The sequence below is a fragment of the Lunatimonas lonarensis genome, assembly GCF_000390185.1.
Classification (GTDB): Bacteria; Bacteroidota; Bacteroidia; order Cytophagales; family Cyclobacteriaceae; genus Lunatimonas; species Lunatimonas lonarensis.
Genome location: NZ_AQHR01000035.1, coordinates 47,420 through 67,056, shown reverse-complemented (window position 1 = coordinate 67,056; position 19,637 = coordinate 47,420). Strand labels below are relative to the sequence as shown.

The following is a 19,637-nucleotide window of genomic DNA, read 5'->3' as shown; positions in this document are numbered from 1 at the left end:
GGTCAATTAGAACGTCATGTTTAACCTAAAGCCAAACGGCATGGTCCACGGCATTACGTTCTGCAATTCAATACCCTGACGGAATACGTTTGCACTGTCTCCCTGACGTCCACCGATGATTTGGAAGGCACGCTCTGGATCGATACCGTTGTTGGCTGCCGTCCAAAGAATCACGTTTCGGGTAAATACGGACAGGTTTGCATTACGGATTCCCCTTGGTGTAGGCAAATCGTAGCCAATGGAAAGCTCACGCAACTTGATAAAGGAGGCATCAAAGGTCACCTGTTGGTTATAAGACCAGGCAAACATATTGGAAACAGGACGGATAAAGGTTCCCTCTCCACCTAGATGTTCTCTGTATACACCCGGCGAAACTTCAATCACACCTGGGATAAACGCTCCGTCGAAATTGGTTTCATTACCCAATGGCGTAGGAAGACCGCCCATTTCCTGGGTATAACCACCTACCCGGGGGAAATTACCATTTTGGGGAATAATGTATCTATCCGGATCAGACTTCAAAAGAGCGATCAATTCGTCTGTAGAATAAAGCCCACCTGGAATCAGGTTGTCGATTTGAAGTTGTGACTTCCAATTGGATCCTCCATATCGATAGGTAAATGACTGATACTGACCACCCATTCTCCAATCAAAACTGGCCTGCATATTCCACTTTTTGTAACGCAATCCAGTCTGCATACCCATGATGAAGTCTGGATTGAAGTTACCCACTTTCACCCTGGCCTCTCTACGGTTATCTGGCTGCCAAGAACCTGTATTGTTGGTCAAAATCGGCCATCTGTAATAGGGAGAGTTGGGATCCTCTACAAATCGGAACCCTCGGCTATACAGGTTACCAATATCCTCGCCTACGAAGGTCTGTGCACCGCCATTGTTGTCATCCCAAAGCGTGATGAAATCCATGCCGTCAGTAAGGCTTTCCAAGCGGGTTCTCATGCGGGTGAAGTTAACATTCACATCCAGGGAAAGGCCATTAGATCGCTGAATAGGTGTACCACCCAACATGATCTCCCAGCCCCGGCTGGAAATCATACCTGCATTGATCTGACGGGAAGGAAAACCTGACGAAGAGGGTCCCTGCACGTTTAGGATCTGGTTTCTGTTTTCCTGATAGAAATAGGTTCCTTCAAACCGCAAGCGATCGTTGAACAAATTCAAATCCAGTCCGTACTCTTGGGACGTATTGATCTCAGGCTTCAAATTGGGGTTCAACAGGTTACCTGGATAGGTATTGAAAATCAAATCCCCCCAGTTGCCAGTTCCCAATACAGGGGTAAGTGCATACGGGTTGGTGTCGTTACCCACCTGGGCAATACCCGCCCTAAACTTCAACATGGATACCTGCTGAGGCAGGTTAAAGGTATAGTTGGCCATCCAGCTTAGGGAGGCGGAAGGATAGAAGTAAGATCGGTTATTGGCAGGAAGAGTACTAGACCAGTCATTTCTGGCTGTCACATCCAGGTACAATTGGTCTTTAAATCCAACAGAAGCCAACCCAAACACACTGTAGATGGCCCTTCGGGAAGAAAAGTTGGTGTACGCAATACCATTTTGTGGGATGTTGCTGATTCGGTACAAACCGGGAACCACCAAGCCCACGCCACCACGGCTTCCCATGTAGTTGTCCCGGAAGTTTTGGTTCATGGCGTTGGCACCACCCGATACGGAGATGTTAAAGTCTGAAACCGTCTTGTTATAAGTCGTCAGGAATTCTATGTTTGACTCCGCCTGGGCAATGTCCTGTAGGTGGTAGGCACCTCTACGCTCCCGTGTATAGGAGTAAGGGATTTTGGTTTCCCTGTTTTCTGCATAGGTATCGTAGCTCAATCGCAGGTGGGAGTTCAGGTCCTTGCTCCATTTGTAGTCAAGCTTCATACTTCCCAGCACCCTATCCCTTACAAATCCGTTGTTGATTCCATAAGCGATAAAATAAGGGTTATCCATATTATCGGAAGGAGCATTCTGTTGGAATTCCTCCTGGCCTGGACGCCAGTAATCCCTCAGGTCGTTGATATCCACGTGAGACCAGTTGTAAACCGACTCCGCGGCATTTGCTCCCCTATTACCTGTAGACGGTCGGTCATTTGATAGCGATTTGGACAGGTTGACATCTGTTGAGATCTTCAGCTTTTCGGAAAGTTCAAACCCGACCGAAAAATTCAGGTTGTGTCTGAAAAGATCCGAATTGGGGATCATACCATTGTGGGACATATTGGTGTAGCCCAACTTATACGTGGTACGGTCTGTAGAACCTGTAATGGCAAGGGAGTTGGTAGAGGTAACACCGGTCTCCAAGAAGTTTCTCATGTTATTGGGATATGAGCGCATTTCCATGGGCACCCGATTACCATTGGCATCTACCGGGCTGTTCCACTGTACTGCCATAATTCCCTGATCCAATGGAATCCCCGTCCAGTATTCAGATCGCTCATCCAACAGACCCACTCGGTTGCCGTTTGAGAACTTATAGTGGAAATCCAAAAACCGAACCGGTGTCTCAAATACATTGGAAGAGGAGAAATTGACCGTCATCCGCTCACCCTTCTTGCCTTTTTTAGTCGTGATCAACACCACACCATTACCGGCACGGGTTCCGTACAAAGCCGCAGCGCTGGGGCCTTTCAAAACGGAAATACTTTCAATGTCATCCGGGTTCAAGTCGGAAATCTGGTTGCCATAATCGACCTCGTTCCGTCCACCCATGGATCTCATATTACCCAAGCTGTTCGCCACGGGCACCCCATCAATAACAAATAGGGGCTGGTTATCACTAGTAAGTGAGGTTGCTCCTCGAATCACAATGGAGGTGGAAGAACCCACGCCACTGGTCTGATTGATCGTGACACCCGCCACACGACCTGCAAGGGCATTGATGGCGTTTTCCTGGGTCACGTTTCGGATATCATCTCCCTTTACCTCGCCTACGGCATACCCTAGGGATCTCTTTTCCCTTTCGATACCCAAGGCCGTTACCACCACCTCAGACATCGAAGACATGGCTTCCGCCAAGGAGATATTAATGGAAGACTGATTACCTACCCGCACCTCCTGGCTTTCGAAACCGACATAGGAGAATACAAGGACCGAATTCTCCCCGGCTACCTCAATGGTGTAATCACCTTCAATGTCGGTAACCGTTCCATTATTGGTTCCCTTTTCCACGATGGTTACGCCCGGAAGACCCATATTGTCCGATTTGGCTGTAACCCGTCCTCGGACGGTGATCGCAATGGCCTCCTCCGCCATTGTTAAGTTTTCCGGCGCATTCGCCCCGGGGTTTGCCGGATGGAGCATGGTCGCATAAGACGAACCATAGCATAATCCAAACGACAACAGTGGTACCATCCACTTGAACATTTTGTTTGTACGATGTTTGCTCATTTGATTAAAATTAGTTGTGTTTCTTTGAGTGATTCTAGGCTTATTTTCATTGGAAAGCATGTTTCCAAACCGATTGCTTACTTGTACCCTGGCATTAAACTAGGGTACCAATTGTTAAAATAAATACACTGTAACTACCTTATTTTTATACCTTTTTATCATTTCGCTTTTTTATTTATTACCCTACATCACGTTCTTATATCCAAGCAATCCTAGCTTGCCTTTGAATCTCCAGCCTTGCCGGAAACCCGCTGCTGACGCTGCTCATAGTCCTCCATGATCGAATTAAAATGCTCACGCAGGCTATTCTCCAAAAAAACCGCCTCCTCCTGATTTTCAAGGCCAAGCAGTAGTTGTTCAAACTCTTCCCGGGAAATCTTACCGCTTACCAATTTCTGGATCAAGGCGTCTGATGCTTTCTTTTTCATTGAGTTACCCTCCGATTCAATATACAGAAAGGGGTATTAAAAGGGCTATCCACTTTTTTTGAAATTTTATTTTCTAAAAATGTGTGGAGAGGTTTACTATTTATTTCTGCTTTTATCACACTACTTTAAGCGGTATCCCGCTAGCCCATTCATGCAGACATTTAGTATGTTTACCGAAGAATCGTCAAACCGAATAGTATGCACTTCAACGCAACAAAATCCCTCCTTCTGGCCTTTTCGGCATTCATTATTGGCTCTTGTGGAAAACCGACAGAAAACCTAGGTGCCATCCGAAGCCTCTCGGAAACCATGGATGAGGTAGTAACCAGGCTCTACGGGCAATTCGACCGTTCCGCCCTGGATACCATTGGCGAGGCATTTGTTCATACCTATATTACTCCGGAAGAAAAGCAGGCATTTGCTTCGCAATACTGGGTAATGCGCGTAAATGTCCCTGCTACGGTTTCCCTGATGCGAGACGCCAGTCAGCAAACCGTCCCGTTCTGGCTGCAGGATGCCGGATTCATCAAAACCGAAAAAAAGATCAAGAACACCCATTCTACCTACGAGGTCTGGCAAAAGGAAGTCCCGGCAGGACCGATAAACCTTGGCATCAACGGCTTTGACAAACATAGACCGGTATATTTCCTCAGTCTCGCACCAAAAAACGCTCCCGACAAGCTGGTCATTGAGCCGGTGTTTCCTGCCAACCAACACATCGCAACCTTGGACGTAGGGGCTTTTACCTACCACGATTGGGACGGGCTAACCCTGACGGAGGTGCCGCAGGACATGAAAGGACAGCAACTGTTGACCACCATCAGAGGTAGGGCAAGGGAAGCTCATTTGATCGGGGCCTTTCGGTCCACCGACTTCCCCTCTTCCCCACTACCCGACCAGCTAATGCTCACATGGAGTAATAGTCCGGCCAACTCCGTGGACATCCAATGGAGAACGAACACTTCGGTAGCAGAGGGCATGGTAAAATACTGGAAAAAAGGCAGTACGGATACACTGACCCAATTGGCCCATGCAAACGTAATGGAAGACCGCTTACTGCAAAATGACCGGTATATCCACCGGTTTACCGCGGAAATTCAAAACCTCGAACCCGCTACCTCCTATGCCTACCTAGCCGGCAACCCTACATCCGGGTGGTCAACAGTCGAATCCTTCCGTACAGCTGACACCCAAAAATCGCCCTTCTCTTTTGTTTGGTTTGGGGATGTACACAATACAAAAGAATGGGGAGACTTAATCCACCAGGCAGAACAACGCCATGCCGATAACCGCTTTTACATTATTGCCGGCGACCTGGTAAATACCGGCCTACATCGGGACGACTGGGATCAGCTGTTCGGTTATGCCGGCAAAACCCTATCCCGCCGTCCGTTAATGGCCGTACCGGGCAACCACGACAGTCAGGATGGACTGGGTGCCTGGATGTTTGAGGAAATGTTCAGCTATCCGGACAACGGCCCTACCGGTTTGCCCTCCGGAAGATCCTACCATTTTACCTACCAAAATGCCCTCTTCATCATGTTGGACGCAACACTCTCTGTTTCGGCCCAAAGTCCCTGGGTGGAGCAGGTTCTTCGCGAGAACCCGGCAGATTGGAAATTTGTCGTTACCCATTTCCCCCCCTACAATGCCGTAGAACCGTACGAACACATCATAGCCGAGTGGGTACCGATTTTTGACCGCCACCAAGTGGACATGGTCATGGGAGGACATTTTCACTACTACATGCGATCCAAGCCCCTTATCAACAGTGAGATTAGCAGGGAACCTACCCAAGGTACCCGATACGTGATATCTATAGGGACTACCGGCAAAAACAAGGAAGCTGACAAAGGCAGCTATGCCGAGGTGCAATTTGCCGCCCAATTTTTATACCAGCACATGGAAATAACCGGCAAGTCACTTCAGTACACCGTATATGACCTCGAGGGCAAGGTTAGGGATCAGTTTTCCCTCACCAAGGAGTAGGGAGCCCCCTGCGCTTCAACCCTGTTGCCGGACACCAAAGCCATTGTCCGGGCAAAAGCCTCCCGATTTCTCCCCCACTACTGGCAGATCAAAAAGAATAACGTTACCTTAGATTTCCAAAAAGCGAGAGATCTAGATGTACATCATTTTTGACACGGAAACCACCGGCCTGCCACGTAATTTCGATGCACCCGTCACCGACCTGGACAATTGGCCCAGGCTGGTGCAGTTAGCCTGGCAGCTTCACGATAAGAAAGGTAAGCTCCTATCCCAACAAAACCACATCGTAAAACCCGATGGATTTACCATTCCCTATAATGCGGAAAAAATACATGGCATCTCCACCAAACGCGCCAACGAAGAGGGCAAGCCATTGGATACGGTCTTGGCGCTTTTTGAGCAGGATGTGGACAACGCGACCTATCTGGTAGGCCACAACGTGGGCTTTGATATCCATGTTACCGGTGCGGAGTTCCTACGTAAGAGGATAAAGACGGATTTTCTCTCCAAAAGAACCCTCGACACCAAGGATCTCTCCACGGACTTTTGTGCCATACCCGGAGGAAAAGGCGGCAAATTTAAATGGCCCACGCTAACCGAATTACATCAAAAGCTCTTTGGAGTAGCCTTCGAGTCTGCCCACGACGCTGCCTATGACGTGGATGCTACTGCCAAGTGTTTTTTTGGACTGGTCACGGCAGGGGTGATTGCTCCGGAGGCAGGACTTTCAATTTCAGAAGTAATATATGAGTCCCCCACCCTGGATATCGCCAATTTTGATCTAGCTGAAGACAAGACAAAAGATGCCGCCAAGGACATTTTGAGGGCGGCAGGTAGGGCGGATATTTCCGACCTGAAGGACATATCCTTTGTGCACCTGCACGTGCATTCCCAGTTTTCGATCTTGCAGGCGACTTCGGAAATCCCTTCCCTGATCCGCACGGCCAAGGAAATGGGGATGCCCGCAATTGCCATGACCGACCATGGTAATATGATGGGTGCCTTCAACTTCGTAAAAGAAGCCTTGGCAAATGGCATCAAGCCCATATTGGGGTGCGAGTTTAACGTCTGCCGAGACCGAAAAAACAAAAGTTCCAAGGACGATGGCTTCCAAACCGTGCTGCTGGCAAAAAATAAAGATGGGTACCACAACCTCGCCAAACTGGCTTCCTATGCCAACATTGAGGGTTTCTACTACGTCCCGCGTATCGACAAAGACCTGCTGATCACGTATAAAGACCACCTAATTGCCACCACAGGTGGGCTTTGGGGGGAAGTCCCCTACTTGATTTTGAATGTGGGCGATGCCCAGGCTGAGGAGGCCTTTCTGTGGTGGAAAGAAACCTTTGGGGATAATTTCTACGTAGAGCTGAACCGACACGGGATTCCGGAGGAAGAGAAGGTAAATGAGGTATTGCTCGATTTTGCCAAAAAACACGGTGTAAAATACTTTGCAGCAAACAACACGTACTACACTAACAAGATGGATGCAAATGCGCACGACATCCTGCTGTGTGTAAAAGATGGGGAATTGGTGGAAAAGCCAAAAAAATACATTGGCCGCAGAGGCCGGGAGTTTCGGTATGGCTTTCCCAATGATGAGTTTTACGTCAAGTCGCCGGATGAGATGAAGAAATTGTTTGCCGACCTACCGGAGGCCATTGCCTGCACACAGGAAATTGCGGATAGCATCGAATCGTATAAACTGGCAAGGGAGGTACTATTGCCCAAATTTGACATCCCCGGAGAATTTATCCACCCCGAGGATGAACTGGACGGCGGCAAGCGGGGCGAAAATGCCTATCTGAGGTACCTTACCTACGAGGGTGCCAAAAAAAGGTATCCGGAAATCACGTCCGAAATCCGGGAGAGACTGGACTTTGAACTGGCAACCATCGAACGTACAGGGTATCCGGGCTACTTTTTGATCGTCCAGGATTTCACCCGTGCCGCCAGAGACATGGGTGTCTCCGTAGGGCCGGGGCGCGGATCGGCGGCCGGTTCCGCTGTGGCCTATTGCGTAGGGATCACCAACATGGATCCCATCGCCTATGATCTGCTTTTCGAACGTTTCCTTAATCCAGACCGGGTGTCCCTACCCGATATTGATATTGATTTCGACGATGAGGGCAGGCAGCGGGTGATAGACTATGTGATCAAAAAATACGGGGCCAATCAGGTGGCCCAAATCATCACGTATGGCACCATGGCGGCCAAATCGGCGATTCGCGATACCGCGAGGGTTCTTAACCTACCACTTTCGGAAGCAGACCGACTGGCCAAGCTGGTACCGGACCTGAAGTTGAAAGCCCTATTTGATCTTTCGAAGGATCAAGCCAAGCTCTCCGACAAGCTCAAAAACAACAGTGAAAACATACAGCGGGCCATGGAACTGGTCCGAATTGCCAAGGGCCAGGATGACAACTCCAAAACCGTCAATCAGGCCAAGATTTTGGAAGGCTCGGTACGAAATACCGGTATCCATGCCTGTGGCGTAATCATCACACCCGCAGACATCACCAACTACGTCCCGGTAGCCCTCGCCAAAGACTCCGAGATGGTATGCACCCAGTTTGACAACTCGGTGGTAGAAAGTGCAGGTCTGTTGAAGATGGACTTTTTGGGTTTGAAAACACTGACCTTAATAAAGGATGCGGTAAAGATCGTCGAGGAGCGCCACGGGATCAAGCTGGATCCGGAGGCATTTCCCATCGACGACACAAAAACCTATGAGCTGTTCCAGCGGGGAGAAACGGTCGGGATCTTCCAGTACGAATCTGCGGGCATGCAAAAATACATGCGGGAACTCAAGCCCACGGTTTTTGCAGATCTGATCGCCATGAACGCCCTCTACCGTCCAGGACCCTTGGAGTACATTCCCAAGTTTATCGCACGAAAACACGGCCTGGAACCCATCACGTATGACCTCGATGACATGGAGGAATACCTGAAGGAGACTTACGGAATCACAGTATACCAGGAGCAGGTAATGCTCCTCTCCCAGAAACTGGCCGGATTTACCAAAGGCGAAGCGGATGTACTCCGGAAGGCCATGGGTAAAAAACAAAAGGATGTCCTGGACAAGATGAAACCAAAATTCATCGAACAGGCAGCCCAAAAAGGCCACGACAAAACCAAGCTGGAAAAAATCTGGAAGGATTGGGAGGCATTTGCATCGTATGCATTCAACAAGTCCCACTCCACCTGCTACGCGTGGATTGCCTATCAAACCGCCTACCTAAAAGCGCATTACCCCGCAGAGTACATGGCCTCTGTCCTAAGCAACAACATGAACGACCTGACCCAGGTAACGTTTTTCATGGAGGAGTGTAAACGGATGAACATAGAGGTACTCGGCCCGGATGTAAACGAATCCAACAACGGATTTACGGTAAATGTAGAGGGTCAGGTACGGTTTGGCCTAGCGGCAATCAAAGGGGCAGGAGGCGCGGCTGTCAACGCTATCATCGAGGAGCGAACCAAATCCGGGCCCTATAAAGACTTCTTTGATTTTGTAAAAAGGGTAAATCTACGGGCAGTGAACAAAAAGACGCTGGAAGTACTGGCCATGGCAGGAGGGCTGGATTGTTTCAAAACGTATCATCGCCGCCAATACCTGGAAGCTCCCGAGGGCGACCTTCCCCTCATCGAGAAGGCCATCAAATACGCCCAAAAAGTCATACAGGAAGAAGAAAGCGCCCAAGTTTCTCTGTTTGGTGGCAGTAGCGGCATGGCCATTCCACTGCCAAATGTCCCGAGCATGGAGCCATTCAGTCAATTGCAGGCGCTTAATATCGAAAAAGAGGTGGTCGGCCTCTATATATCCGGGCATCCCTTGGATCAATTTAAGATCGAAATAGAAGCCTTCACCAATACGCATTTGCCCGAAATGACTAATCTCGAAACCATCAAATCGAGGGGAGAAATAAAGGTGGCCGGTGCGGTCACTTCGTTTGCCCACCGTACGACCAAAACCGGAAAACCCTTTGGTACCCTGACACTTGAAGATTACCATGGAGGCCATACTTTTTTTATTTTCGGCGATGATTACGTCAAGTACAAAGAATACTTTATGACAGGTTGGTTCCTGTACATCACCGGCAGTATCTATCCAAATAAATACAAACCGACAGAGGTGGAGTTTAAGATAAACAACATTTCCTTGCTTAACGAATTGAGGGGCAAGATGATAAAAGGCATACGGGTTCATATCGCACTGGATGACCTTAGCTATGACTTGATGGAAAAGCTTGAGGAAATAACCCGCACCTATCAGGGCGATGCAAAGCTATTCATCAATATCATCGACAACCAGGAAAACATAACCCTGGACCTGATGTCCAAAAAATTCGCAGTAGATCCATCCAATGAAATGATCCAAGCACTTAAGTCCATCCCCGAAGTCGCCTATAAGATCCTGTAAAAAATAAAGCCCGTTCGGAACTAATTAATTACAGAACGGTTTTACATAGATACTTTAAATATTCTGCAATAAATTGACAACTAATCAGAAATGGCAAAAGCAATAGAAATTACCGACGCTAACTTTGAGGATGTGCTTAAATCTGACCATCCTGTACTTGTGGATTTTTGGGCTGAGTGGTGCGGACCTTGTAAGATGATAGGGCCCATCGTGGAAGAGTTGGCCGGTGAATACGAAGGAAAGGCCGTAATCGGCAAATTAGATGTGGATAGCAACCCGGAAGTTACCATGAAATTTGGCGTGCGCAGCATTCCTACCCTGTTGATCTTTAAAGGAGGTCAAGTGGTAGACAAACAGATCGGTGCCGTTCCAAAATCCATTTTGAGCCAAAAAATCGAAGCTCAACTTGCCTAAATCGTACTGGATACAACACAATCAAATTATACCTAAAAAAGCTGCCCAAATGGGCGGCTTTTTTAGGTATATAGAAGACGAAGGCACCTACAACAGATCTGGATCCCTCCCCTCGGCGGTAGGCACCTCAGGCGTTTTGGCCAACTGGGAAACCCCTCCAGACACAATGAATTTCATGATCTCCGTGCTGTTGACATTTTTCAATACCCGTATGTTTTCCCTGGGAACCAAATAAAGGTTACCGCTAAAATTATACGAGTGAGGAAAGTAAACGGACACCAGGCCGGGTTCATCCAAGACTTCTAAACTGTCTTGGGTCATGAAGCCGAGCCGATGCATATTATCCGACAACTTAACCATAATGGGCGTACTGAATTTCTTCTTGTCCCCTACAAAGGCGGACATCAGATCCTTGATGCTCGTATAAAGTATGTTGACCAAGGGAATCTTAAAAACGATCTTCTCCAGTTCCTCAAAAATAGACCGGGTCAAAAACATGCTGGTCATGTAGCCAACTGCCGTCACTATGATGAATACAAACAGGATTCCAAAACCAGGTATGGGAATGGGAATAAGACTGTCCAGAAACTGAACAGCCAAAATGATGATATAGGCAGTAAGGGCAAAGGGAACCACAAACAACAAGCCCCTAAAAAAATAGCCAAGAATTCGCTTAGAGGTAAAACTAGACATAGCCGATTTGATTAGTATACATCACTCTCCCATAAATATTGTACCAAAAAAGGCCCTGTTCGCTACAAACAGGGCCTCTTCTCATAACTCTCAACTTTTTCCATCAAAGGTCAATACCCATAAACGACATAAAGGCGATCCCCATAAGCCCGGTCAGCAGCATGGTAATACCCAATCCCTTTAGGCCATTTGGAACACTTGAATACTTCAACTTCTCACGAATCGCAGCCAAGGCCACGATCGCTAAAAAGAACCCGGTTCCGGAACCAAAACCATAGACAGCCGCCTCTGCCAGCGTATAATCACGCTGTGCCATAAAAAGCGACCCTCCCAAGATCGCGCAGTTCACGGCGATCAAAGGAAGGAAAATACCTAAGGCCCCGTATAATGCAGGCGCAAATTTTTCCACTACCATTTCTACCAACTGCACCATCGCCGCAATGATTGCGATGAACATGATGAAGCGAAGAAAGCTTAGGTCAACCGAAGCCAAACCAGATCCTAAAAACGCCAACGCACCTTCTTTCAGCACAAATTCGTTCAATAGCCAGTTAAGTGGCACCGTGATGGTCAAAACGAAGATTACGGCAGCACCAAGACCCAACGCAGTACTTACCTTTTTCGAAACGGCCAGAAAAGAGCACATCCCCAAAAAGTAGGCAAATACCATGTTATCTATAAAGATCGATTTAATTCCTAGATTAATTAATTCCATTTTCTTTCGAATTTAATGTTCTACATATCCGGTCTTGGTACGCTGTACCCAGATAATCAGTCCCAAAATGATGAAAGCGCCTACTGGGCTTACCATTAATCCGTTGGTAGCCAAGTTAAAATTCTCTCCAAACAGCCCGGAGATGGCGTCAAACACAGGAACGCCAAAAACAGAACCAGATCCCCATAGCTCCCTAAAGAAGGCAACCGCCAAGATGATCCAGGAATATCCCAGTGCACTACCGAAGCCATCCAAAATGGAATCATAGGGCTTATTGCCTAAGGCATAAGCCTCCAAACGTCCCATTACGATGCAGTTGGTAATAATCAAACCAACAAATACCGAAAGTTCCTTGTACATGTCAAAGGCAAAAGCCTTCAAAATTTCGTTCACCAGGGTAACCAAAGAGGCAACCACAGCCAACTGTACGATGATCCTAACCCGGGTAGGGATTTTATTGCGTAGCAATGAGATGGTCAAATTCGCCATGACCATCACAAATATTACCGACAGAGCCATCACAAGCGTTGGCTGCATCTGGGTAGTAACGGCAAGCGCGGAACAGATTCCCAACACCTGTATGGTGATTGGGTTGTCATCTACCAGCGGATCCGTGATTAATTTCTTCCTTCGCTTCGACAAAAGAGGCTCGATGTCCTTCTTTTCGATTACTTTTTCTACGGTTTCTGCACTCATTATATCTTGAATTGAAACGTTTGAGATTAATTTAACGCCATGGCATCGGCATTGGACTTTTTCTTGTCAAGGTAAGCCTTGTAATGCCTCAGGTAGGCATCCAACATTTTGTTGACTCCTTCTGCAGTGATCGTGGCACCTGACAAACCGTCAACCTTGTGAGGGTCATCGGAATAATCCCTGCCCTCGCCCTTTTGCATACGAACAGAAGCCAAGTTGCCGCTATCATCAAATACCTTCTTCCCTTCAAACCTACCCTGTACATCTCTGGCGGTGATTCGGGCACCAAGACCGGGGGTCTCTCCTGCATGGGAGAACGTAACTCCCTCAATGGTAGTTAGATCCGTCTGTAGTGCCAAGTATCCCCAAATGCTATCCCAAAGGCCGGCTCCATAAACCGGTAGGATATAGGCTTGAACAGCGTCCGGATCACCTTCTTCGTGAAAGATAAATACAGGATACAATCGGTCTTCTGGAGCTTTCTTATAATTCCTGCCTATGTCTACCGACTCGGCTGTAACGGCTACTCCATCCTGTTCGGAAACCTCTTCTCCCTTGATGTTAACCACCTTGGAAGTAATATGACTTTCATAGAAAGCATCGATCTCCTCTGCCTTCATTTTTCGGATTTCCTCTGCTGAAATCACCGCACCTAAGATCTGTTTCTTGGTATCCAAGGCCTCCGCCTTTTTCTGGATCGGCTTCAGTACCTCCGCTGTGCCGGAAAGTAGTAAACCCAAAACGATTGTTAGGATTACGGAAAACGTAATCACATAAGCATTAGACTGTTGCACGTTGTAACCTCCTTTTCTTATTTGCTTTTACTACATAATGATCAATCAATGGCGCAAACACGTTCATGAATAAAACGGCTAGCATGATACCTTCCGGATAGGCCGGGTTGGTGACTCGGATGATGACGGTCAAAACACCGATCAGGAATCCGTATATCCATTTTCCTACTTCAGTTTGCGCGGCTGATACAGGGTCTGTTGCCATGAAAACAACACCGAATGCCAGGCCGCCCATTACCCAGTGGTACTGAGGAGGCATGGCCATAAACTGGTTGGCTGCAAATAGGTTCAATATCAAGCCCATTACATACGCGCCTGCAAATCCACTGAAAATAATCTTCCAACTTGCCACACCTGTTCCGATCAGAATCACCGCACCGATCAACGCCATCAAAACCGAAGTCTCTCCGATGGAGCCCGGTATCCAACCCATGAACATATTGGCAAAGCTAAACATGCCATCGCCCAGCACCGAATTATGCTTGGCCAAGGCATCCGTAACGGCTACTTCGTCAATACCTGCATTGTAGGCCACTGCCAAAGCGGTCGCACCAGAATATCCATCGATGGGTGCTTTGTCTCCCAGATAGGTCCATACCTGATCACCGGAAATTTGAGCTGGATAGGCAAAATACAAGAACGCCCTCGCCGTCATGGCTACGTTGAGGATGTTCATACCTGTACCGCCAAAAACCTCTTTACCAACTACCACTGCAAAGACGGTAGCGAGCCCTACCTGCCACAACGGAATATTGGGAGGCATTACCAAGGCTATCAGCATACCGGTCACCAAAAAGCCCTCACTAATGGGGTGGTTTCTGATTACGCAAAAGGTAAACTCTGTAGAAAGGCCCACTGCATAGGAAACAATCAAAATCGGCAAGACGGCAATCATGCCCACCAGCGCCTTGTCCAGCCAAGTGGCCTCCTCACCGGTTACCAGAAAATGCTGGTGTCCCACATTTAGAATCCCGAATATCAACGCGGGGATCATGGCGATCACCACCGTAATCATGATCCGCTTCAGGTCAGTCGCATCCTTTATCTGCGCCCCCTTGGATCCAGTGATCAAGTCCGGTGCAAACGCAATGGTACGGTGCCCCTCATACAACGTGTAGAACTTTTCCCATTTGCCTCCCTTCATAAAGTTCGGCTTAACACTGTCGAAAAGATTTTGTAATACTTTCATATCTTAACTATACATTAATAACTCGATACCACTTCTAAGCAACGCCTGTATTTCATTTTTGGAAGGGTCGATAAATTCGCAAAGAGCCACATCCTCTTCCACCAACTCGTATATGCCCAATTCCTCCATTTCATCGTAATCTTCCGCATGGATTGCCTTGAACAGATAAGTGGGAAGAATATCCATGGGCGTAACCTTCTCGAAAGCACCGCTCACTACAAACGGCCTCTCCTCTCCGTGGGTATTGGTATCAACTATGTATTCCTTATCTTTATTCAAAAAGGACAACATGCCGATTGCCTTATGAAAACTCAATTTCGTGGTACTCGGCTTTATCCATCCCAAGAACTCTTCATAGTCACCTTCGGGAATCACCGTAATCTGATGGTCATAATAGCCAAGGTAACCATCTGCGTTCACCTTACTCCCCGTCAGGACATTTCCTGAAATGACTCGAACATGGTCGGATTTGGTGTTGCCTGCTACAAAGCTGTCTACGCAGGCTCCTAAATAGGTGTTGACATACGCCGCCTTTTTCAGCTCTGACCCAGTAAGCGCTATCACCTTGGATGCGTCGTATATGCCGTTTAGGAAAAGTTTACCAATTTGGGCAACACCGAAGGGGCTGACCGTCCAAACAATATCGCCCTTGTTGATCGGATCGATGTGATGGATCTGAACACCCACATTCCCAGCGGGATGGGGTCCGGAAAATTTATTTACCTCTGCACCTTTGACGGTAGCGAATGCAGCGGGAACGGCACCTTCTGCCTTCAGTCCCAAATAGACTTTTCCTTCTGTCAATTTCTTCAAAACGTCGACACCCGTTTGAAATGCTTTCTCCTGTCCCTTGAAGAGAAGTTCGTAATCCGGTGCCAACGGATGACTATCAAAACCAGAAATATAGATTGCTTTGGGCTCATCGGCAGGATTCGCAATAATTCCGAAGGGACGTTGGATTATTTGAGGCCAAACGCCACTTTGGGTCATGTGGTCGATGAGCTTCTCCCTGCTGGCAGCCTGAATATCCCCATCGGTCAATTTTTCGAAGGACTCAAATTCGATCTCGCTATCCGCCAAAATCTTTATCTCAAGGAGTTTTCTCTTTTCTCCTCTTTTTATTTCGACCACTTCGCCGGAAACGGGTGCTACAAACTGCACTTTTTCCATTTTCTTATCAAATAATATGGGGGTACCGGCCTTTACAGTATCCCCTTCCTTGACAAGCACCTTTGGTCTTTCCATTCCAAGGAAGTCAGTCGGTTTGATAGCGAAGGTTTTAACCATCGGAAACGCCTCGACTTTCTTCTCGGCCTTTCCCGCAAGGTTAATATCAAACCCTTTCTTTAGCTTTACTAGTTTTGACATATTTGAAATTTAAAACTACATGATCCTTTGAAAAACGGCTCAAATCTAATAAATTACCTCAGTTATTAGAAGATAAATCCGCTATTTATTGATTTCTGCACTGTCCCTTTACGGAGTGTAGCGCATGGTTTATGGCTGAACGAAAGCCGGCTTTTCATCCAAGCTGACGATAAAGGACTTAACCTGTTCCATCAGCCACATCGGGGTAGAGGTGGCACCGCAAATGCCCACCTTATCCTCACTCTTTATCCAAGACGGGTCAATCTCCTCCTCGCTTTCCACAAAATAACTTCGTGGATTCACCTGTTTGCAAACCTGAAACAGTGCCTTACCATTTGAACTCTTTTTACCGGAAACGAAAACAATCACGTCGTTCTCTCCTGCAAAATGAGCCAATTGAGGTTCTCTATTCGATACCTGACGGCAAATGGAGTCGTTGGCATTGAAATCCAATTCCGTAAGCGTTCCTTTCTCCTCCCTTATACGGGCCTCTATCTTGTCCTTGAGCGCGTAGAACCCCTTGGTGCTTTTAGTAGTCTGACTGAACAAAGTGACCGGACGGCTGAAATCTATCCTATCCAAATCTTTATCCTCCATGACCACAATCGCCTTCTCCAACGTTTGACCGGTGAGACCGATCACTTCTGCATGCCCCTTTTTCCCATAAATGACTATTTGACCGCGTTCTTTTTCCATCTTATCGAAGGCATTTTTGACGCGGTGTTGGAGCTTCAGTACCACTGGACAAGAAGCATCTATCAACTCTATATTGTTTTCAATGGCCAGCTTGTAGGTCTCCGGAGGCTCCCCATGGGCCCTTATCAACACCTTACAGTCTGACAACCACTTTAATTGCTCACGGTCGATTACCTTCAGGCCCTTTTCACTCAGCCGCTTCACTTCCATGTCGTTATGCACAATATCACCGAGACAATAGAGAGCCTCTTCATGCTCCATTTCGTCCTCAGCCATCTGTATGGCATACTCGACGCCAAAGCAGTAACCCGAATTCTTATCAATTGTTACTTCCATGTTGCTTTCCTTCAGTTCATCCGTTCTTTCGCCAATTCCAAGATCTTCGCTACCTGATCTTCGAAGTGCAGATCACTGGTATCAATTTCCACGGCATCTTTGGCCTTCACGAGGGGACTCTCCGAGCGGGTACTGTCCAAGAAATCCCGTTTGGCTAGATTCTCCCGAATTTGCTCCAAATCAGCACTATGTCCCCTGTCTGCCAACTCCTTCATTCGCCGGGCGGCCCGCACTTCTAAATTTGCGGACATAAAGACTTTCAGTTCAGCATGCGGGAAAACCACGCTTCCAATGTCCCTGCCATCCATGACGACTCCTTTTCGGGCACCTAGGATACGCTGCTTGGCCACCAACGCCTGCCTGACTTCCTTAATTTTACTTACATCACTAACACGCTCCGTTACCGACATCCCCCTAATTTCATCTTCTACGTCGACACCGTTCAAAAGGATGCGTTGGGAGCCATCATTTCCATCCAGGTGAAAATCAATATGTACCCGATCCAAGGATTGGCTTATTTCCCCAATATTGTTTAATTTGGTGTGATTGTTTAAAAAATACAGGGTAACCGCTCTATACATGGCTCCCGAATCGATGTAGGCGTAGTTGAGTGCCTTTGCAACCGACTTTGCCGTGGAACTTTTTCCGCATCCAGAAAGGCCATCTATAGCGATAATGATTTTTTTCATTAAGGGAAATAGCTTTTGACGTCGATTGTGTAATTGGCTGCAAATATAGTAGTTTTATATCGATTACAGGAACATTACGGCCATTTAGAATTTTTTATTTCTTAATGATGCTTGGGTTTTATTTCGCAATTTATGGAAAACAAGGCAACAGACGATAAGATCGTTAATATATCGGGACAGTATGTCGACATTTACAGGGAACTTATTTACCCAGCTGAGATTCTTGTAAACCGCGGAAAAATCATTGCCTTGAGAAAGCTTGAAGCCGCGCCCAGCCAGTTTATTCTCCCCGGCTTAATAGACGCCCATATCCATATTGAATCTTCCCTCCTTATACCCTCAGAATTTGCCCGACTGGCTGTTCTACATGGCACGGTAGCCACCGTATCTGACCCCCACGAGATCGCAAATGTGTGTGGCATGGACGGTGTGAACTACATGATCGAAAACGGGGAGTCTGTAAACTTCAAATTCTATTTCGGTGCTCCATCCTGCGTTCCGGCCACTGGTTTTGAAACTGCCGGTGCCTCAATTGGGCCCGCAGAAATCAAACAACTCCTGGGTGACGACCGGATCAAGTACTTGGCGGAAATGATGAATTGGCCTGGTGTATTGAAACACGACAATGAGGTGATGGAAAAGATCATGCTGGCAAAAGAAGCCGGAAAACCGGTAGATGGACATGCGCCCGGTCTGACCGGCGACCTGGCAAAAGCCTACATCGAAGCCGGCATTAGTACCGACCACGAGTGCGTCAGTCTCGATGAGGCAACCCACAAAATCAAGCTTGGGATGAAAATCGCCATTCGGGAAGGTAGTGCTGCGAAAAACTTCGACACACTAATTGATCTCATGGATACCTATCCGGGCAGCTTGATGTTCTGCTCAGACGATAAACACCCGGACAGCTTGTTGGAAGGGCATATTGATCAATTGGTGTCACGCGCCATCAAACGGGGCAAGAAGCTATTCGACGTGCTACGGGCGGCCTGTATAAACCCAATCCAACATTACGGATTGGACGTAGGAACCCTGCGCGAGGGAGACCCGGCGGATTTTATCGTCGTAGACGACCTTACGGATTTCAAGGTCAAACAAACGTACATCAACGGAGTACTTGTAGCGGACAATGGGAAAACATTGATCAGCTCCCAAAAGACCGACCGCATAAACCGGTTTCATACCGAATTAATCACGGAAAACTCGCTTCGGGTCAATAGCGCAGGAGATCAGATCCGGGTAATCGTAGCCGAAGACGGTCAGTTGGTCACTAGGCAGGAATGGGCCTTTCTACCGAATCCAGACGGACTGTTGGCCTCCTGCGTAGAAAAGGATATTCTGAAAATAGCGGTAACAAACCGCTATGAAACAGCCACTCCAGCCATTGGCTTTATCCGGAATTTTGGCCTAAAAAAAGGTGCCATTGCGTCCTCCGTAGCCCATGACTCCCATAATATCATTGCCGTCGGCACGAACGACGCAGCGATCATGCAGGCGGTGAATGCCATCATACGAGAACGGGGCGGACTCTCTCTGTTCGATGGAGAAACCTGTACGGTACTTCCTCTTCCTGTGGCCGGGTTAATGAACACAGAGGATGCCTTCTCGACCGCCGCAAAATATACCGAACTGGACCACAAATCCAAAGTAGTGCTTGGGTCTACCCTTAAATCACCCTACATGACCCTTAGTTTTATGGCATTATTGGTCATTCCATCGCTAAAGTTAAGTGATAAGGGGCTTTTTGATGGAAGTTCATTTAAATTCGTATCTTTACACAAAGGCTTGAATTAGAAAGTTATCCG

14 protein-coding genes are annotated in these 19,637 nt (G+C 47.5%); 4 read left to right on the top strand and 10 right to left on the bottom strand.

The window, feature by feature from the left end; all coding sequences use genetic code 11:
- Positions 1 to 6: 6 nt before the first annotated feature.
- Both ADIS_RS04815 and ADIS_RS04810 read right to left on the bottom strand, forming a co-directional pair.
- On the bottom strand, positions 7 to 3,402 hold the full coding sequence (locus tag ADIS_RS04815; protein WP_035804705.1) for a SusC/RagA family TonB-linked outer membrane protein: 3,396 nt from the start codon (positions 3,400 to 3,402) through the stop codon (positions 7 to 9).
- Positions 3,403 to 3,614: 212 nt separating this feature from the next.
- Positions 3,615 to 3,830 (bottom strand): hypothetical protein, encoded by a 216-nt coding sequence (locus ADIS_RS04810; protein WP_010853223.1) that lies wholly within the window; start codon positions 3,828 to 3,830, stop codon positions 3,615 to 3,617.
- A gap of 198 nt (positions 3,831 to 4,028) precedes the next feature.
- Between ADIS_RS04810 and ADIS_RS04805 the strand changes: the two genes are divergently transcribed.
- From ADIS_RS04805 to trxA, 3 genes are all read left to right on the top strand, one after another.
- A complete protein-coding gene (locus tag ADIS_RS04805) occupies positions 4,029 to 5,819 on the top strand; it encodes a purple acid phosphatase family protein (protein WP_010853222.1) in 1,791 nt (596 codons plus the stop codon).
- Positions 5,820 to 5,955: 136 nt separating this feature from the next.
- Positions 5,956 to 10,242: a DNA polymerase III subunit alpha gene (dnaE, locus tag ADIS_RS04800; protein WP_010853220.1), complete on the top strand. Its 4,287-nt coding sequence runs from the start codon at positions 5,956 to 5,958 to the stop codon at positions 10,240 to 10,242.
- Positions 10,243 to 10,332: 90 nt separating this feature from the next.
- Positions 10,333 to 10,656 carry a thioredoxin gene (gene trxA / locus ADIS_RS04795; RefSeq protein WP_010853219.1) on the top strand — a complete coding sequence of 108 codons (324 nt, stop codon included), beginning with the start codon at positions 10,333 to 10,335 and terminating at the stop codon, positions 10,654 to 10,656.
- 87 nt (positions 10,657 to 10,743) lie between these two features.
- Here the strand turns inward: trxA and ADIS_RS04790 are convergent, their stop codons facing one another.
- The 8 genes from ADIS_RS04790 to cmk all read right to left on the bottom strand — a co-directional run bounded on the left by ADIS_RS04790 (position 10,744) and on the right by cmk (position 17,832).
- Positions 10,744 to 11,349, bottom strand: a complete 606-nt coding sequence (locus ADIS_RS04790; RefSeq protein ID WP_010853218.1) for a DUF502 domain-containing protein — start codon at positions 11,347 to 11,349, stop codon at positions 10,744 to 10,746.
- A gap of 103 nt (positions 11,350 to 11,452) precedes the next feature.
- Positions 11,453 to 12,064, bottom strand: a complete 612-nt coding sequence (nqrE, locus tag ADIS_RS04785; protein WP_035804703.1) for an NADH:ubiquinone reductase (Na(+)-transporting) subunit E — start codon at positions 12,062 to 12,064, stop codon at positions 11,453 to 11,455.
- 12 nt (positions 12,065 to 12,076) lie between these two features.
- Entirely contained in the window at positions 12,077 to 12,760 is a 684-nt protein-coding gene (locus ADIS_RS04780; RefSeq protein ID WP_010853216.1) for an NADH:ubiquinone reductase (Na(+)-transporting) subunit D, read from the bottom strand.
- Between the two features lie 26 nt (positions 12,761 to 12,786).
- Positions 12,787 to 13,554: an NADH:ubiquinone reductase (Na(+)-transporting) subunit C gene (gene nqrC, locus ADIS_RS04775; protein ID WP_010853215.1), complete on the bottom strand. Its 768-nt coding sequence runs from the start codon at positions 13,552 to 13,554 to the stop codon at positions 12,787 to 12,789.
- Positions 13,541 to 14,743: an NADH:ubiquinone reductase (Na(+)-transporting) subunit B gene (locus ADIS_RS04770; protein ID WP_035804701.1), complete on the bottom strand. Its 1,203-nt coding sequence runs from the start codon at positions 14,741 to 14,743 to the stop codon at positions 13,541 to 13,543. The genes nqrC and ADIS_RS04770 overlap by 14 nt, the downstream gene beginning before the upstream one ends.
- A gap of 3 nt (positions 14,744 to 14,746) precedes the next feature.
- Entirely contained in the window at positions 14,747 to 16,111 is a 1,365-nt protein-coding gene (locus ADIS_RS04765; protein WP_010853213.1) for a Na(+)-translocating NADH-quinone reductase subunit A, read from the bottom strand.
- Between the two features lie 129 nt (positions 16,112 to 16,240).
- Positions 16,241 to 17,143, bottom strand: coding sequence for a 4-hydroxy-3-methylbut-2-enyl diphosphate reductase (locus ADIS_RS04760; RefSeq protein WP_010853212.1), 903 nt, complete (start codon positions 17,141 to 17,143; stop codon positions 16,241 to 16,243).
- A gap of 11 nt (positions 17,144 to 17,154) precedes the next feature.
- Complete coding sequence (gene cmk, locus ADIS_RS04755; protein WP_010853211.1) at positions 17,155 to 17,832, bottom strand: (d)CMP kinase; 678 nt, start codon at positions 17,830 to 17,832, stop codon at positions 17,155 to 17,157.
- A 132-nt stretch (positions 17,833 to 17,964) separates the two neighbouring features.
- Between cmk and ade the strand changes: the two genes are divergently transcribed.
- The gene (gene ade, locus ADIS_RS04750) at positions 17,965 to 19,626 is read left to right on the top strand and encodes an adenine deaminase (RefSeq protein ID WP_035804699.1); all 1,662 of its coding nucleotides are present in this window, start codon (positions 17,965 to 17,967) and stop codon (positions 19,624 to 19,626) included.
- Positions 19,627 to 19,637 lie beyond the last annotated feature (11 nt).

Excerpts from the sequence above, each read along its gene's own strand:
- ADIS_RS04810 (WP_010853223.1), bottom strand. The coding sequence starts at position 3,830 with ATGAAAAAGAAAGCATCAGACGCCTTGATCCAGAAATTGGTAAGCGGT.
- ADIS_RS04760 (WP_010853212.1), bottom strand. The coding sequence starts at position 17,143 with ATGGAAGTAACAATTGATAAGAATTCGGGTTACTGCTTTGGCGTCGAG.
- nqrE (WP_035804703.1), bottom strand. The coding sequence starts at position 12,064 with ATGGAATTAATTAATCTAGGAATTAAATCGATCTTTATAGATAACATG.
- ADIS_RS04770 (WP_035804701.1), bottom strand. The coding sequence starts at position 14,743 with ATGAAAGTATTACAAAATCTTTTCGACAGTGTTAAGCCGAACTTTATG.
- ADIS_RS04805 (WP_010853222.1), top strand. The coding sequence starts at position 4,029 with ATGCACTTCAACGCAACAAAATCCCTCCTTCTGGCCTTTTCGGCATTC.
- trxA (WP_010853219.1), top strand. The coding sequence starts at position 10,333 with ATGGCAAAAGCAATAGAAATTACCGACGCTAACTTTGAGGATGTGCTT.
- ADIS_RS04815 (WP_035804705.1), bottom strand. The coding sequence starts at position 3,402 with ATGAGCAAACATCGTACAAACAAAATGTTCAAGTGGATGGTACCACTG.
- ADIS_RS04790 (WP_010853218.1), bottom strand. The coding sequence starts at position 11,349 with ATGTCTAGTTTTACCTCTAAGCGAATTCTTGGCTATTTTTTTAGGGGC.
- ADIS_RS04765 (WP_010853213.1), bottom strand. The coding sequence starts at position 16,111 with ATGTCAAAACTAGTAAAGCTAAAGAAAGGGTTTGATATTAACCTTGCG.
- ADIS_RS04780 (WP_010853216.1), bottom strand. The coding sequence starts at position 12,760 with ATGAGTGCAGAAACCGTAGAAAAAGTAATCGAAAAGAAGGACATCGAG.
- ade (WP_035804699.1), top strand. The coding sequence starts at position 17,965 with ATGGAAAACAAGGCAACAGACGATAAGATCGTTAATATATCGGGACAG.
- dnaE (WP_010853220.1), top strand. The coding sequence starts at position 5,956 with ATGTACATCATTTTTGACACGGAAACCACCGGCCTGCCACGTAATTTC.
- cmk (WP_010853211.1), bottom strand. The coding sequence starts at position 17,832 with ATGAAAAAAATCATTATCGCTATAGATGGCCTTTCTGGATGCGGAAAA.